The organism is Streptantibioticus cattleyicolor NRRL 8057 = DSM 46488 (genome assembly GCF_000240165.1).
GTDB classification, from domain to species: Bacteria; Actinomycetota; Actinomycetes; order Streptomycetales; family Streptomycetaceae; genus Streptantibioticus; species Streptantibioticus cattleyicolor.
Window position 1 is genome coordinate 1,317,722 of record NC_017586.1, and the last position, 15,706, is coordinate 1,333,427.

Below are 15,706 nucleotides of genomic sequence, written 5' to 3' on the forward strand. Positions count from 1 at the left end.
CGACGCGCGGACGCCCGGCTAGTGGTGGTCGGTCAGGCCCTGTACGGCCTCGGCGAAGGCGTCGCCGCGCTTGCCGTAGTCGGTGAACATGTCCATCGAGGCGCAGGCGGGGGCCAGCAGGACGGTGTCGCCCGGCCGGGCGAGGCGCCGCGCGGCGTCGACCGCCTCGGCCATCGCCCCAGTGTCGGTCCGTTCCAGGTCGGTCACCGGGACCTCGGGGGCGTGTCGCGCCAGCGCTTGGGCGATCAGCGCGCGGTCGGCGCCGAGCAGCACCACGCCGCGCAGCCGGCCGGCCGCGCCGGCCACCAGCTCGTCGAAGGTGGCGCCCTTGGCCAGCCCGCCGGCGATCCACACCACGTGGTCGTAGGCGGCCAACGAGGCTGCCGCGGCGTGGGTGTTGGTGGCCTTGGAGTCGTCCACGTAGGCCACGCCGTCCACGGTGGCCACGTGCGTGATGCGGTGGGCCTCGGGGCGGAAGGCGCGCAGGCCGTCGCGGACGGCGGCGGGCTGGACGCCGTAGGCCCGGGCGAGGGCGGCGGCGGCCAGCGCGTTGGCGATGTTGTGCGGGGCCGGCGCGGCCAGGTCGGAGACCTCGGCCAGCTCCTGGGCGTTGCGGTGCCGGTCGGGGCAGAACGCGCGGTCGAGCAGGATGCCGTCGACCACGCCGAACTGCGAGGGGCCCGGGGCGCCGAGGGTGAAGCCGATGGCGCGGCACCCCTCCTCGACGTCGGCCTCGCGCACCAGGGCCTCGGTGGCGGGGTCGTCGGCGTTGTAGACGCAGGCGATCCGGTTGCCCTCGTAGATGCGGCCCTTGTCGGCGGCGTAGGCGGCCATGGAGCCGTGCCAGTCGAGGTGGTCGGGGGCGAGGTTGAGGACGGCGGCGGAGTGGGCGCGTACCGAGGGCGCCCAGTGCAGCTGGTAGCTGGAGAGTTCGACGGCGAGCACGTCGTGGGGCTCGGCGGAGCGGACCACGTCGAGGATCGGGGTGCCGATGTTGCCGACGGCGGCCGTCCGCAGCCCGGCCGCCCGGAGGATGGCGGCGAGCATCCGGACGGTGGTGGTCTTGCCGTTGGTGCCGGTGACCGCGAGCCAGTCGGCGGCCCCCGGTGCCCGCAGCCGCCAGGCCAGTTCCACGTCGCCCCAGACCGGTACGCCGGCCGCTTCGGCGGCGGCGAACAGGGGGCCGGTGGGCTTCCAGCCGGGCGAGGTGACCACCAGGCCGGTGTGCTCGGGCAGCGTGGCGCCGTCGCCGAGGCGGACGCCGATCCCCTCGGCGGTCAGCTCCGCCGCGGTGGCGCGCTGCCGTTCGCCGTCGCCGCCGTCGACCACGGTGACCCGGGCGCCCAGTCCGGTCAGGGCCCGGGCGGCGGCGATGCCGCTGACCCCGAGGCCGGCGACGGTGACGTGGGCGCCCTTGAACTCCATGTCGGTCACGTCACTCACCTGGAGGCCACGAATCCGGCGTAGAACAGGCCGAGGCCCACCGCCATGCACATGCCCTGGATGATCCAGAACCGGACCACCACCAGGACCTCGCTCCACCCCTTGAGCTCGAAGTGGTGCTGGAGTGGCGCCATCCGGAAGACCCGTCGTCCGGTGAGCCGGAAGGAGCCGACCTGGATCACCACGGAGAGGGTGATGAGCACGAACAGGCCGCCGAGGATGGCCAGCAGCAGCTCGGTGCGCGAGCAGATCGCCAGACCGGCCAGGGCGCCGCCGAGCGCCAGCGAACCGGTGTCGCCCATGAAGATCTTGGCCGGCGAGGTGTTCCACCACAGGAAGCCGAAGCAGGCGCCCATCAGCGCGGCGGCCACCACCGCCAGGTCCAGCGGGTCGCGTACCTCGTAGCAGCCGGCGCCGGCGGTGAGCGGGTTGGCGCAGGACTGGCCGTACTGCCAGACGCCGATGACGGTGTAGGCGGCGAAGACCATCACCGAGGCGCCGGTGGCCAGGCCGTCCAGGCCGTCGGTGAGGTTCACGCCGTTGGACATGGCCAGGATCATGAAGAGCGCCCAGACCACGAAGATCACCGGGCCGATGGACCAGCCGAAGTCCTGGGTGAAGGAGAGCCGGGTGGAGGCGGGCGTGACCCCGCGGGCGTCGGCGAAGTTGAGCGAGAGGATGGCGAAGGCGATGCCGACGATGAACTGGCCGGCCATCTTCGCCTTGGCCCGCAGGCCCAGGCTGCGCTGCTTGACGATCTTGATGTAGTCGTCCAGGAAGCCGACCAGGCCGAGGCCGGCGAAGAGGAAGAGCACCAGCAGCCCGGACATGGTGGGCCGCTCGGAGACGATCACCTTGGTCAGCGCGTAGGCGACCAGGGTGGCCAGGATGAAGGCGATGCCGCCCATGGTCGGGGTGCCGCGTTTGCTGGCGTGCGCCTTGGGGCCGTCGTCCCGGATGAACTGCCCGTACCCCTTGCTGGCCAGCAGCTTGATCAGCAGCGGGGTGCCGATCAGCGAGAGGAAGAGCGCCAGGACGCCGGAGATGAGGATCTGCTTCATCACCGGGTGCCCTCCGCCCCGGCACCGTCCAGCAGCGCCTGCGCCACCCGCTCCAGGCCCATCGCCCTCGAAGCCTTCACCAGCACGACGTCCCCCGGGCGCAGTTGGCTGCGCAACAGGTCGATCGCCGTCTCCGCGTCGGACACGTGCACCGACTCCTCACCCCACGAACCCTCGTTCTTGGCGCCCATGTCCAGCCAGGCGGCCGGTTCGCCGCCGACGGCCACGAGCTTGCTGACGTTGAGCCGGACGGCCAGCCGCCCGACGGCGTCGTGCTCGGCGAGCGAATCGTCGCCGAGTTCGGCCATCTCGCCGAGCACCGCCCAGGTGCGCCCCCCGCGTGCCCGGGCGGCGTCGCCCATGGCGGCGAGCGCGCGGAGCGCGGCCCGCATGGACTCGGGGTTCGCGTTGTAGGCGTCGTTGACGACCGTCACACCGTCCGGGCGCTCGACGACCTCCATCCGCCAGCGCGAGAGCGTGCCGGCCTCGGAGAGCGCGGAGGCGATCTGTGGCGTGGGCATGCCGAGTTCACGGGCGACGGCTGCCGCGGCGAGCGCGTTCGACACGTGGTGCTCACCGTACAGCCGCAAGGTCACCGGGGCGCACCCGGAGGGTGTGCGCAGGGTGAAGACCGGGCGTCCGCCGTCGTCCAGCCGGACGTCCTCGGCCCGCACCTCGGCCTCCTCGGACTCGCCGAAGAGCACCACCCGGGCCGTGGTCCGCGCGGCCATGGCGCGCACCAGCGGGTCGTCGGCGTTGAGCACCGCCACCCCGCCGTCCGCCCCGGCCGGCAGCGCCTCCACCAACTCGCCCTTGGCCTGGGCGATCTGCTCCCGGCCGCCGAACTCGCCGAGGTGCGCGGAGCCCACGTTGAGCACCACGCCGATCCGCGGCGGGGTCAGTTCGGTCAGGTAGCGGATGTGCCCGATGCCCCGGGCGCCCATCTCCAGCACCAGGTGGCGGGTGCCGTCGTCGGCGCGCAGCGCGGTCAGCGGCAGCCCGATCTCGTTGTTGAGCGAGCCGGGGGTCCACACGGTGGGGGCCAGCCGCTGGAGCACCTGGGCGATCAGGTCCTTGGTGCTGGTCTTGCCGGAGGATCCGGTGAGCGCCACCACGGTGGTGCCCAGCCGTGCGATGACGGTCCGGGCGAGCGCGCCCAGCGCCCGCTGCACGTCGTCCACCACGATCGCGGGGACGCCGAGCGGGCGCGTGGCGAGTACGGCCACGGCGCCGTCCGCGACGGCCTGCGCCGCGTAGTCGTGGCCGTCCACGCGCTCTCCGCGGAAGGCGGCGAACAGGCCGCCGGGGCGTACCTCGCGGGAGTCGATCACCACGGGTCCGCCGACCGGCGCCTGGGGGTCGGGTATGTCGTGCATGCTCCCGCCGACCGCCTGCGCGACCTCGGCGAGGGTGAGTGCGATCACTGCTGGTCCTGGTCCTTTGGCTGCGGCTGCCGACGCGAGGCGTGCTCGATCGCCTCGCGCAGCACCTCCCGGTCGTCGAAGGGGCGTACCACTCCGGCGATGTCCTGGCCCTGCTCATGGCCCTTGCCCGCGACGAGCACGGTGTCGCCCGGCTCGGCGCGGGCCACGGCGGTGGCGATCGCGGTGGCCCGGTCGGGCTCCACGGTGACATGGCCGCGTTCATGGGCCGGTACCTCGGCGGCACCGGCGAGCATGGCGGCCAGGATCGCCAGCGGGTCCTCGGAACGGGGGTTGTCCGAGGTGAGTACGGCGGTGTCCGCGAGCCGGGCGCAGGCGGCGCCCATCGGTCCGCGCTTGTGCTGGTCGCGGTCGCCGCCGCAGCCGAGCACGATGTGGACGCGGCCCTCGGTGACCTTGCGCAGCGCGCGCAGCACCGATTCGACGGCGTCGGTCTTGTGCGCGTAGTCCACCACGGCCAGGAACGGCTGTCCGGCGTCGACCCGTTCGAGGCGGCCGGGGACGCCGGTCACCGCGGCGATGCCGTCGGCGGCGGTCCGCGCGTCGATCCCGGCGGTGACCAGGGCGACCAGGGCGGCCAGCGCGTTGGCGACGTTGAACGGGCCGGGCAGCGGCGCGGCGGCGCGGATCCGCTCGCCCCCGGGGCCGACGGCGGTGAAGGTGCTGCCCTCGGTGCCCACCACCACCTCCTCGGCCCGCCAGTCGGCGTCCGGGTGGCCCTCGGCGGAGAAGCTCACCAGCGGCACGGTGGCCTCGGCGAGCAGCCGGCGGCCGTACTCGTCGTCGTGGTTGACCACGCCGCGGCGGCTGCGCGCCGGGGTGAACAACTGCGCCTTGGCCTGGAAGTAGTCCTCCATGCCGGAGTGGAACTCCATGTGCTCCGGGCTGAGGTTGGTGAAGACGGCCACGTCGAAGACGGCGCCGTCGACCCGGCCGAGCACCAGGGCGTGGCTGGAGACCTCCATGGCCACCGCCCGCACCCCGCGCTCGCGCATGGCGGCGAAGAGCGCCTGGAGGTCGGTGGCCTCGGGCGTGGTGCGTTCGCTCTTGAGCCGTTCGGTGCCGATCCGCGACTCGACGGTGCCGATCAGCCCGGTGTCGTCGCCGTGGACCGCGCGCAGCCCGCCTTCCACCAGGTAGGCGGTGGTGGTCTTGCCGGAGGTGCCGGTGATGCCGATCTGGAGCAGGTCGCGGCCGGGCTCGTCGTAGACGGCGGCGGCGAGCGCCCCCATCCGGGCGCGCGGATCGGCGACGGTGAGCACCGGCAGCCCGGTGGCCGCCGCGCGGTCGCGCCCCGCGGGGTCGGTCAGTACGGCGACGGCCCCGCGTTCGGCGGCCTGCGCGGTGAAGTCGGCGCCGTGGAACCGGGCGCCGGGCAGGGCCGCGTAGATGTCACCGGGGCGCACCGCCCGCGAGTCGTGGGTGATGCCGGTGACGAGGGCGTCCCCGGCCGGCGCCGCGGTGCCGAGCTGCCCGGCCAGTTCCGCGAGCGGCTTGGGGCGGACCTGGGACGGGCGCGGAGGGCCCGGCTGCTTGCCCGGGCCGTCGTGCGCGTTGGGGGTACCCCCGCGGTGCAGGGTGGTGGACTGATCAGCATGTGGCACGGCGGTGAGGTTACCCGGCGTGCGGGGGTGGGAGCGAAAAGGGGCCGGGGCCGGGGCGTGTGCTCCGGTTCCGTCCCGGGATGGTTTTGTGATCGTTGTCACGGAGGTGTCGCTATCGCTGGTCACGGCGGTGTCACCGGTTTTCCGGCCGGAAATCGACGGGGAACGGGGCGGCGGCGGTGGCGGACGGCGGCACCTGGAGGGTCTTGAGGGCGAACTCCATGACCTCCTTGAAGACCGGTCCGCAGTTGGGACCGCCGAAATAGCTGCCCACGGTGGGGTTCTGCACCACGCAGGAGACGGTGATCCGGGGGTTGTCGGCGGGGGCGAACCCCATGAACGAGGCGGTGTAGCCGTGGTAGCGGCCGGTGACCGGATCCACCCGGTTGGCCGTGCCGGTCTTGCCCGCGACGCGGTAGCCGGGGATGCGGGCGGCGGTGCCGGTGCCCTGTTCGTCGCCGACCACGGACTCCAGCATCCGGGAGAGGGTCCTGGCGGTCTGCTCGCTCACCACCCGGGTGCGCTTGGGCGCCGGCGCCGCGGTGAACCGGCCGTCCGGGCCCACCGTCCCCTTGACCAGGGTGGGCGTGATCCGGACACCTCCGTCGGCGATGGTGGAGTAGATCGAGGTGGCCTGCACCGCGTTGACCGACAGGCCCTGGCCGAACGGGATGGTGTACTGCTGCGAGGTGGACCACTTCTGCGGGGGCGCGAAGATGCCGGGGGTCTCGCCGGGGAAGCGGAGCCCGGTCGGCTCGCCGATGCCGAACTTGCGCAGGTAGTCGTAGAGCACCTGGTCGGCCTGGAACTGGGTGCGGCCGAGGTGGCCGGTGGCCAGGATGGTGCCGATGTTGCTGGACTTGGCGAGGACGCCGTTGAGGGTCAGGTCCCAGGTGCCGTGGTCGACGTCGTCGTGGAAGACGCGGTCCTCGCGCTGGAGGGTGCCGGGCACCACGACCCGGGTCAGCGGGGTGGCCACGCCCTGGTCGAGGACGGCGGCCATGGAGACCAGCTTGCTGACGCTGCCGGGTTCGTAGGCGTCCTGGAGGGCGGCGTTGCCGAGGGCGGCGCGGTCGGCGTGGGTGAGGTCGTTGGGGTCGAAGCCGGGGGCGTCGGCCATGGCGAGGATCTGCCCGTTGCGGGCGTCCTGCACCACCACGTAACCGCGGTCCGCGTGGGCCGCCTCGACCTGCCGGGTGATGGCGTTCTGCGCGGCCCACTGGATGTCGCGGTCGATGGTGAGCTCGACGTCGGCGCCGGGCACCGCGGGCTGCTGCTGCATGCCGGCCGCGGGGATCTGCTGGGCTCCGGAGGCGGCGAAGGTCATCCGGCCGGGTTTTCCGGCCAGTTCGCCGTTGAGGGCGGCCTCCAGACCGCCGGCGCCGGCGTTCTCGCCGTTGACGAAGCCGATGACGCCGGCCGCGAGGTCGCCGGCCGGGTAGACCCGCTTGCTGGTGCTCTGGGCGAGGACCCCGGCGAGCAGTCCGGCGGCGCCCGGTCCGGCCGGGCGGGCGGCCGGGGCGTTCTTCAGCTCCTTGACCCGGTTCCACACCTGGGGGGAGCGGCGCCGGGCGAGCACCACGTAGCGGCTCTTGGGGGTGGCCAGCCGGGCGGCGAGGGTGCCGGCGTCCACCCCGAGGACGGGGGCGAGGAGGCGGGCCGCGCGCTGCGGGGCGTCCGGCCGCTTGGCCTGGCCGGGGGTGAACAGGTAGGGGTCGGCGGTGATGTCGTAGGCGTCCACGCTGGTGGCCAGCGGCACCCCGGCCCGGTCGGTGATGTCGCCGCGCACCGCGGCCACCTCCACCGGCTGGTAGCGGTTGACGTCGGCCTTGGCCGCGTACGCCGGAGCGTCGACCACCTGCACCTGGAACAGGCGTACCACGAAGGCGAGGAGCACCAGGGTGAGGAGGACGGCGACCAGCCGCAGCCGGGGCCGGGGGCGGCCGAGCCGCAGCGTCCCGCCGCCACCACGGCGGGCCGGGCGGCCCTGCGGCGCGGGACGGCCCCGCGGCGCGGGACGCGGGCGGCCCTGCGGGCGTGGTTTCCTCTCCCCCTCGGCGGGCCGCGGGAGCTGCCCCCGCCGTGGCGGCCTCTGCTCGATCACGCGGTCACCTTCCGGACGTCACGACTAGCTGCTGACCAGGGCGCCGACCCGGGCGGCGGGCCGGCGGCGGCTGCTCACGGCGCCCCCGGGGTGGCCGAGGCCGATCCGGGGACGCCGCGCACCGAGCCGTCGGGGGTGAGTAAGGCGGGGGTGCCGCCGGGCACCATGCCCAGCCGGCGGGCCCGTTCCTGGAGGGTGCCGGGGGCGGAGTCCTGCTCCACCTCCTGCTGGAGCGCCTGCCGCTCGTCGGTGAGCCGGGTGGTCTCCTTCTTCAACTCGGCGAGCTGGAAGGAGCCCTGGTTGATGGCGGCGTTGAGCAGCAGCAGCGAGACCAGCCCGGTGGCCAGCAGGACGACCACCAGCACCACGAACGGGGCGCGGGCGGCGCGGGCCCGGCCGGTACGGGCCGGCGCGGGACGGGACTTGCCGGTACGGGCCGGGACGGGGCGGGGTCTGCGGGTCACGGCGCCCCTTCCGCCGCGCCGGAGGGGTCCTTGCGGATCCGTTCGGCGGCGCGCAGCCGGGCGGGGGCGGCCCGGCGGTTGGCGGCCACCTCCTCCTCGGTGGGGAGTTCGGCGCCGCGGGTGAGCAGCTTCAGCCGCGGCTGGTAGCGCTCGGGGACCACCGGCAGGCCGGGCGGCGCGGTGCTCGTCGCGCCGGCCGCCAGCACCTGCTTGACCAGCCGGTCCTCCAGCGAGTGGTAGGAGAGGACGGCGATCCGGCCGCCCACCGCCAGGGCGGCCACGGCGGCCGGGACCGCCCGTTCGAGCACGTGGAGTTCGCCGTTGACCTCGATGCGCAGCGCCTGGAAGGTGCGCTTGGCCGGGTTGCCGCCGGTGCGCTTGGCGGCCTGCGGCAGCGCCTGGCGGATCAGCTCGACCAGCCGGGCGCTGTTGGTGAACGGTTCCTGCTCGCGTTCCCGGACGACCGCTTCGACGATCTTGCGGGCGAACTTCTCCTCGCCGTAGGTCCGCAGGATGCGCACGAGTTCGCCGGGCGGGTAGGTGTTGAGCACCTCGGCGGCGCTGACCCCGGTGTCCTGGTTCATCCGCATGTCCAGCGGGGCGTCCTGGGCGTAGGCGAAACCGCGTTCCGCCTCGTCCAGTTGCATCGAGGAGACGCCGAGGTCGAACAGGACGCCCTGCACCTCGGGGACGCCGAGCCGGCCGAGTACCTGCGGCAGTTCGTCGTAGACGGCGTGCACCAAGGTGGCCCGGTCGCCGAAGGGGGCCAGCCGCTTGCCGGCGAGTTCCAGCGCGGCCGGGTCGCGGTCGACGGCGATCAGCCTGGCCTGCGGGAAGGCGGTCAGCAGCGCCTCGCTGTGGCCGCCGAGGCCGAGGGTGGCGTCGACCACCACGGCGCCGGGCTCGCGCAGCGCCGGGGCGAGCAGCTCCAGGCAGCGCTCCAGCATGACGGGTACGTGCCGCGGCTCCACGTCAGCACCCCTCCCCGGCACCGGCGTGGCCAGGGCGTGGCCACGGCTGCGGGAAGGTCGTGTCGCGGGTGGTGCTCATCTGGGTGGGGCCCTCGATCGTCGGGTGGTGGCGGGGGACGTGGCCCCGGGTCCCCGCCCGCTCGGAAGGGGAAGCGGCCGGCTGGCGCCGGGGAAGGGGCACCAGCAGACCGTGGAGCGGGAGGAGGCCCGGCGTCACGTACCCCGCGGCTGCCGGGGTCACGTACGCGGACGTACGTACGGAAACGGAAAACGTGGCGGAATGGGACGCCGTCACACTATGCCGGGCAGCACCTCCTGCGACAGCGCGGCGAAGCTCTCCTCCTGGGCGGCGAGGTAGCTCTCCCAGGCGGCGGCGTCCCAGATCTCCACCCGGTTGTTGGCGCCGATCACCGCGCAGTCGCGGGTCAGCCCCGCGTACTCGCGCAGCGGCTGCGGCACGGTGATGCGGCCCTGCTTGTCGGGGACCTCGTCGGTGGCGCCGGCGAAGAGCACCCGCATGTAGTCCCGGGCGGCCTTGGAGGTCACCGGCGCCTGCCGCAACTGCTCGGTGACCGCGCGGAACTCGGCCTCCGGCCATACGCACAGGCAGCGTTCCTGCCCCTTGGTGATCACCAGGCCAGCCGCGAGCTGCTCGCGGAACCGGGCGGGGAGGACCAGCCGGCTCTTGTCGTCCAGCCGGGGCGCGTACGTCCCGAGGAACATCCGCACCTCCCGCGGTCGACCGGCTTCGTGCCGTCGGAAACAGCGCAGTGGGAGCACATCCGTCTCCCACTTCGCGCCACTTTACTCCACCGCGCCCCACCGTCAATCGCACGCTGGACCGCACGCTAGGCCATGCGGGTGTAAAAACCGCAGGCCAGGGCGGGTGGAGGGGGGCGGAGGGCGGCGCATACCGGTGGCGGTCGGCGAGCGCGTGCGCCCCCTGCCCGTCATTCACCCGGTCGGCGGCGGGCGCTCCAGCCCTGTGGGTTAGCTCACAGGGCGGCACATTGACCGAGGATGCGCCCTCGTATGCGCCCTTTTCCCGGCCGACCCAGCGGGACGCGGCCGGGCGGCGCCGATTAACGTCTAGGCATGTCCACTACCTCGTCCACCCCCGCAGAGCCGGTCACCGGCAGCGTCACCGACCGCCTCGTCGCCGCCAACCGCGCCTACGCCGACCAGTTCACCGACCCGGGCATGGACGCCCGCCCGGTGCTCAAGGTCGCCGTCGTCGCCTGCATGGACGCCCGGATCGACCTGCACGCAGCGCTCGGTCTGCACCTGGGCGACTGCCACACCATCCGCAACGCCGGCGGCGTGGTCACCGACGACACCATCCGCTCCCTGACCATCAGCCAACGGGCCCTGGGCACCCGCTCGGTGGTCCTCATCCACCACACCGGCTGCGGCCTGGAGTCCCTCACCGAGGACTTCCGCACCGAGCTGGAGCACGAGGTGGGCCAGCGGCCGACCTGGGCGGTGGACGGCTTCACCGACGTCGACCAGGACGTGCGGCAGTCCATCAACCGGGTGCGCACCTCCCCGTTCCTGCTCCACACCGACGACGTGCGCGGCTTCGTCTTCGACGTGCACACCGGCCTGCTGCGGGAAATCACGGCCGAGTAACGGCGCTCCCGTGACGTGACGGTCCGGGGAAGGGAACAATGCAACGAGCGGCACCGGCGCCCCGGTGCCGCTCATCCATCGGGGAGGGCCGGTCCGTGACCGGGAGCCGGCTCCTGGAACCCTTGGACCGGGGTTCCGACGGGCCTAGGAGGGCCGAGTGACGACCTATGACGCACGCGTGAACCTCGGTGAACTGACCGGCATCGCGGCGAAGGTACGCGACTCGGTGGAGAACGTGATCGAGGGCAAGCCGGAGGTCGTGCGGCTCGCCCTGACCGTCCTGCTCGCCGAGGGCCACCTGCTCATCGAGGACGTGCCCGGGGTCGGCAAGACGATGCTCGCCAAGGCGCTGGCGAAATCCATCGACTGCTCGGTCCGCCGCATCCAGTTCACCCCCGACCTGCTGCCCTCCGACATCACCGGGGTGAGCGTCTTCGACCAGCAGCGCCGGGACTTCGAGTTCAAGCCCGGCGCGGTCTTCGCCCAGATCGTGGTGGGCGACGAGATCAACCGCGCCTCGCCCAAGACCCAGTCGGCGCTGCTGGAGTCGCTGGAGGAGCACCAGGTCACGGTGGACGGCACCACCTACGACCTGCCCACCCCGTTCATGGTGATCGCCACCCAGAACCCGGTGGAGATGGAGGGCACCTATCCGCTGCCGGAGGCGCAGCGGGACCGCTTCATGGCCCGGGTCTCCATCGGATACCCCAGCGTGGACGCCGAGTTGCGGATGCTGGACGTGCACGGCGGGGTGAACCCGCTGGACGACCTGCGTCCGGTGGCCGACGCCGACGACATCACCGGCCTGATCGAGGCGGTGCGCGCGGTCCACGTGGCCCCCGCGGTACGGCGGTACGCGGTGCAGCTGGTGGCCGCCACCCGGGATCACCCCGATCTGCGGCTGGGCGCCTCGCCGCGGGCCACGCTCCACCTGGTGCGCGCCGCCCGGGCCGCGGCGGCGCTGGACGGACGGGAGTTCGTCCTGCCCGACGACGTCCAGGCGCTGGCCCCGGTGGTCCTCGCGCACCGGCTGCTGCCCACCGCGCAGGCCCAGTTGAACCGGGTCGGCGCCGAACAGGTGGTGGCCGAGATCGTGCGGCGCACCCCGGTGCCCGATCCGTACGACGCGGAATCCGGCGGCCGGGCGCTGTGAGGCGGCCGTCCGCGCCCGCGGTCCGGCCGGCCGTGCCGGGGCCGCCGGACGGGAGCGCCGCCGAGGGGGGCGGCCGGGGCGGGCTGCCGCGCGCCCTGTCCGGGCTGACCACCCGCGGCCGTTCCTTCCTGGCCGCCGGGGCCGCCGCCGGGGTCTGCTCGTACCTGCTGGGCCAGCCCGATCTGCTGCGGGTGGCGGCGCTGCTGGTGGCGCTGCCGCTGGTGTGCGTGGTCGTGGTGGCCCGCACCCGTTACCGGGCGGCCGGCGGCCGGCGGCTGACCCCGACCCGGGTGCCGGCCATGTCGCAGGCCCGGGTGGTGCTGCGGGTGGAGAACGTCTCCCGGCTCCCCACCGGGATGCTGATGCTCCAGGACCGGGTGCCCTACGTGCTCGGGCCCCGGCCGCGGTTCGTGCTGGACCGGGTCGAGCCGGGCGGCCACCGGGAGGTCTCCTACCGGGTCCGCTCCGACCTGCGCGGCCGGTACCCGCTGGGCCCGTTGCAGCTGACGCTCTGCGACCCGTTCGGGATGTGCGAACTGACCCGCCCCTTCGACGACTCCGACACGCTCACCGTGGTGCCCCGGGTGGAACGGCTGCCCGTGGTGCGCCTCGGCGGCGACGCCCCCGGCTACGGTGACGGGCGCAGCCGGGTGCTGGCGCTGGCCGGCGAGGACGACGTCATCCCGCGGGGCTACCGGCACGGCGACGACCTGCGCCGGGTGCACTGGCGTTCCACCGCGCGCTACGGCGAGTTGATGGTGCGCCGCGAGGAGCAGCCGCACCGGGCGCGCTGCACCGTGCTGCTGGACACCCGGCGTACCGCCTTCCCCGGCGAGGGCCCGGACTCGGCGTTCGAGTGGGCGGTCACCGGGGCCGCCTCGGTGGTGGTGCACATGCTCCAACAGGGCTTCACCGCACGGGTGGTGACCGACACCGGCAGCGCGGTGCCGGCCACCTGGGCCATGGGGGCCGCGGGCGGCGGCGGTGAGGCGTCGGAGGCCGCCGGGGTGCTGCTGGACGCGCTCGCGGTGGTCGAACGTTCCGAGGGCACCGAACTGTCCCGGGCGCACGAGGCGTTGCGCGGGGACACCGAGGGGCTGCTCGTGGCCTTCCTCGGGGAACTCGACGAGGCGCAGGCGTCCTCGGTAGCCCGGCTGCGGCGGCGCGGCGGCACCGCGGTGGCCTTCGTGGTGGACACCCAGGAGGACGGCACGGCGGTGGAGGGACCGTTGCGGGTGCTGCGGACGGCGGGGTGGAGCGCGGTCGCGGTGCGCCCCGGCGACCTGCTGCCGGAGCTGTGGCGGCGGGCGGCCGGCGTGGACGCCCGCGGGACGAGGGAGGCCGCCAGGTGAGCGGACGCGGACGGCTCACGGTGTGCGCGGTGCTGGCCTGCCTGCTCACCGCGACCTCGCTGCTGCCGCTGGCCACCCCGGTCACCTGGTACGTGCAGGCGGCGCTGCTGGTGGCGGTGCAGGCCGCGGTGGGGGCGCTGGCCCGGCGGGTGCCGCTGGGCCGCGCGCTGACGGTGGCGGCCCAGGCGCTGGTCTCGCTGCTGCTGATGACGCTGGTCTTCGTGCCCGGCCAGGCGCTGCTGGGGCTGGTGCCCGGGCCGCGGGCGCTGCTCGCCTTCGGCCACCTGCTGACCGAGGGCGTGCAGGACGTGGGCCAGTACGCGCCGCCGGCCCCGGTCACCGCCGGGATCCGGCTGCTGCTGGTGGGCTCGGTGGTGCTCTTCTCGCTGGTGGTGGACGTGATCGCGGTGACGCTGCGCAGCGCCGCGCCCGCCGGGCTGCCGCTGCTGGCGCTGTACTCGGTGGCCTCCGGGCTCAACGAGGGCGGCGGGCACTGGCTGTGGTTCCTGTTCACCGCCGCCGGCTACCTGGTGATGCTGCTCGCCGAGGGGCGGGACCGGCTCACCCGCTGGGGGCGCGTCTTCGGCCCTGCGCCCCGGCGTACCGGGTTCGTACCGGCCGGGACGGGCACGGCGGCCCCGGTGCGGGGCGGCCGGCGGATCGGGGCGCTGGCGGTCGGCCTCGCGCTGCTGGTGCCGGCCGCGCTCCCCGCGATGGGCGCCGGGCTGCTCACACCGGACGGGGCCGTACGCGGCCTGGGCCGCGGCGGCGGCACGATCGCCGCGGTCAACCCGCTGGTGTCGTTGCAGTCCAGCCTCAACCAGCCGCAGGACCAGGAGGTGCTGCGCTACCGCACCACCACCGACGACGCCGCCGACATGTACCTGCGGATCCTCACCCTCGACCAGTTCGACGGCACCACCTGGCGGGCCTCGCAGCGCCGGGTCACCGACGTCCCCGACACCCTGCCCACCCCGGCCGGACTCGGCTCCGCGGTACAGGTCGCGCAGGTCAACACCACCTTCGCGGCGGCCACCGGCTACGTGCAGACCTACCTGCCGATGCCCTACCCGGCGGTGCGCGTCAAGACCGGCGGCAGCTGGCGGTACGAGCCGGAGGGGCGCACCCTCGTCGGCGACCACGGGCAGACCACCGCCGGCACCCGCTACCAGGTGACGAGCCTGCTGGTGCAGCCCACCGCGCGGCAGCTCGCCGAGGCGCCCGCCCCGCCGGCCAGGCTGCGCCAGGAGTACACCCAGGTGCCGGCGAACCTGCCGGCCGAGGTGCGGCAGACCGCGCTGCGCGTCACGGAGGGGGCGACCACCGCCTACGACCGCGCGGTGCGGCTCCAGCAGTGGTTCACCACCACCGGCGGCTTCTCCTACGACACCAAGGTCGCCGAGGGCAGCGGTCCGGACGCGATCGTGCGCTTCCTGCACGACAAGCGCGGGTTCTGCGTGCACTTCTCGTTCACCATGGCCGCCATGGCCCGCACGCTGGGCATCCCGGCCCGGGTGGACGTCGGCTTCGCGCCGGGCACCCCGCAGTCGGACAACTCGTACCTGGTCGGGCTGAAGGACGCGCACGCCTGGCCGGAGCTGTACTTCGAGGGCGTCGGCTGGACCCGGTTCGAGCCGACCCCGAGCCGGGGCTCCACCCCCGACTACACCCGCCCCACCACGCCGTCCCCGGGCGGCCAGGACCCGTCCGGGCCGCGCCACGGCTCCGGGGCGGTCCCCGCGCCGGGCCCCTCCCCCAGCGCCTCGTGCGACGGATCGGGCCACCCGGGGCGGGCGGACTGCACGGGCACCACGACCGTGACGGTGGGCATGCCGTCGGACGGCTCGTGGGCCGGGTACGCGCTGCTCGGGCTGGTGGCGCTGCTGGCGCTGGCGCTGGGCGCGGTGCCGGCGGTGTGGCGGGTGCGGCAGCGGTCGGTGCGGCTGGCCCGGGCGGCGGGGGCGGCCGGGGCGCGGGAGGCGGTGCTGGCCGCCTGGCGCGAACTCGTCGACACCGCGTGGGACCTCGGCGCCACGCCGGACGGTGCCGAGACGCCACGCCGCGCCGCGGCCCGTGTCGTGCGCGTCTTCGGACTCGCCGGCCCCGCCGCGGAGTCGGCCCGACGGCTCGGCGACGCGGTGGAGCACGTCCTGTACGCCCCGGCCACCCCCACCGTCCCCGACGGCCTCGCGGACGACGTGCGCCGGGCGTGCGCCGCCCTGCACGCCGGGGCCGACCGGCGCACCCGCCTGCGGGCCCGGCTCGCCCCGCGCTCCGCGGCCCGCCTCGGCCGCCGGTTCGCGGAACTCCGCACGGCGGTGGCGGCACGCTGCCGTGCGGCGCTGGCGACGCTGCGTCCCAGCCGCTGAGGGGCGCCGCCGGGCGTGTCGGCCTCCCCCGCCGGGGGCGCGCACCGCACGGAAGACGCCGGACCCCTCCGGCCCGGACCGGAGAGGTCCGAACCGGAGGGGTCCGGCGGAGAC

The 15,706-nt window shown here is 74.6% G+C and carries 12 protein-coding genes; 4 read left to right on the forward strand and 8 right to left on the reverse strand.

What is annotated here, in order from left to right; genetic code table 11:
- Positions 1-18: 18 nt before the first annotated feature.
- The 8 genes from murD to mraZ form a co-directional block, all read right to left on the reverse strand.
- Entirely contained in the window at positions 19-1,425 is a 1,407-nt protein-coding gene (murD, locus tag SCATT_RS05560; protein WP_173405680.1) for a UDP-N-acetylmuramoyl-L-alanine--D-glutamate ligase, read from the reverse strand.
- A gap of 14 nt (positions 1,426-1,439) precedes the next feature.
- Positions 1,440-2,504, reverse strand: coding sequence for a phospho-N-acetylmuramoyl-pentapeptide-transferase (gene mraY, locus SCATT_RS05565; protein ID WP_014141962.1), 1,065 nt, complete (start codon positions 2,502-2,504; stop codon positions 1,440-1,442).
- Positions 2,504-3,928 (reverse strand): UDP-N-acetylmuramoyl-tripeptide--D-alanyl-D-alanine ligase, encoded by a 1,425-nt coding sequence (locus SCATT_RS05570; RefSeq protein ID WP_014141963.1) that lies wholly within the window; start codon positions 3,926-3,928, stop codon positions 2,504-2,506. Before SCATT_RS05570 ends, mraY begins: the two co-directional genes overlap by 1 nt.
- A complete protein-coding gene (locus SCATT_RS05575) occupies positions 3,925-5,652 on the reverse strand; it encodes a UDP-N-acetylmuramoyl-L-alanyl-D-glutamate--2,6-diaminopimelate ligase (protein ID WP_041824454.1) in 1,728 nt (575 codons plus the stop codon). The genes SCATT_RS05570 and SCATT_RS05575 overlap by 4 nt, the downstream gene beginning before the upstream one ends.
- Before the next feature lie 31 nt (positions 5,653-5,683).
- Positions 5,684-7,654, reverse strand: a complete 1,971-nt coding sequence (locus SCATT_RS05580) for a peptidoglycan D,D-transpeptidase FtsI family protein (protein ID WP_014141965.1) — start codon at positions 7,652-7,654, stop codon at positions 5,684-5,686.
- Positions 7,655-7,728: 74 nt separating this feature from the next.
- Complete coding sequence (locus SCATT_RS05585) at positions 7,729-8,118, reverse strand: FtsB family cell division protein (protein WP_014141966.1); 390 nt, start codon at positions 8,116-8,118, stop codon at positions 7,729-7,731.
- On the reverse strand, positions 8,115-9,065 hold the full coding sequence (gene rsmH, locus SCATT_RS05590; RefSeq protein ID WP_173405681.1) for a 16S rRNA (cytosine(1402)-N(4))-methyltransferase RsmH: 951 nt from the start codon (positions 9,063-9,065) through the stop codon (positions 8,115-8,117). Before rsmH ends, SCATT_RS05585 begins: the two co-directional genes overlap by 4 nt.
- A gap of 315 nt (positions 9,066-9,380) precedes the next feature.
- Positions 9,381-9,812, reverse strand: coding sequence for a division/cell wall cluster transcriptional repressor MraZ (gene mraZ / locus SCATT_RS05600; RefSeq protein ID WP_014141969.1), 432 nt, complete (start codon positions 9,810-9,812; stop codon positions 9,381-9,383).
- Between the two features lie 372 nt (positions 9,813-10,184).
- Between mraZ and SCATT_RS05605 the strand changes: the two genes are divergently transcribed.
- The 4 genes from SCATT_RS05605 (at position 10,185) to SCATT_RS05620 (ending at position 15,592) form a co-directional block, all read left to right on the forward strand.
- On the forward strand, positions 10,185-10,718 hold the full coding sequence (locus SCATT_RS05605) for a beta-class carbonic anhydrase (protein ID WP_014141970.1): 534 nt from the start codon (positions 10,185-10,187) through the stop codon (positions 10,716-10,718).
- Between the two features lie 157 nt (positions 10,719-10,875).
- A complete protein-coding gene (locus SCATT_RS05610; RefSeq protein WP_014141971.1) occupies positions 10,876-11,871 on the forward strand; it encodes an AAA family ATPase in 996 nt (331 codons plus the stop codon).
- A 32-nt stretch (positions 11,872-11,903) separates the two neighbouring features.
- A complete protein-coding gene (locus tag SCATT_RS05615; RefSeq protein ID WP_014627550.1) occupies positions 11,904-13,223 on the forward strand; it encodes a DUF58 domain-containing protein in 1,320 nt (439 codons plus the stop codon).
- Complete coding sequence (locus tag SCATT_RS05620) at positions 13,220-15,592, forward strand: transglutaminase family protein (protein WP_014141973.1); 2,373 nt, start codon at positions 13,220-13,222, stop codon at positions 15,590-15,592. Before SCATT_RS05615 ends, SCATT_RS05620 begins: the two co-directional genes overlap by 4 nt.
- Positions 15,593-15,706 lie beyond the last annotated feature (114 nt).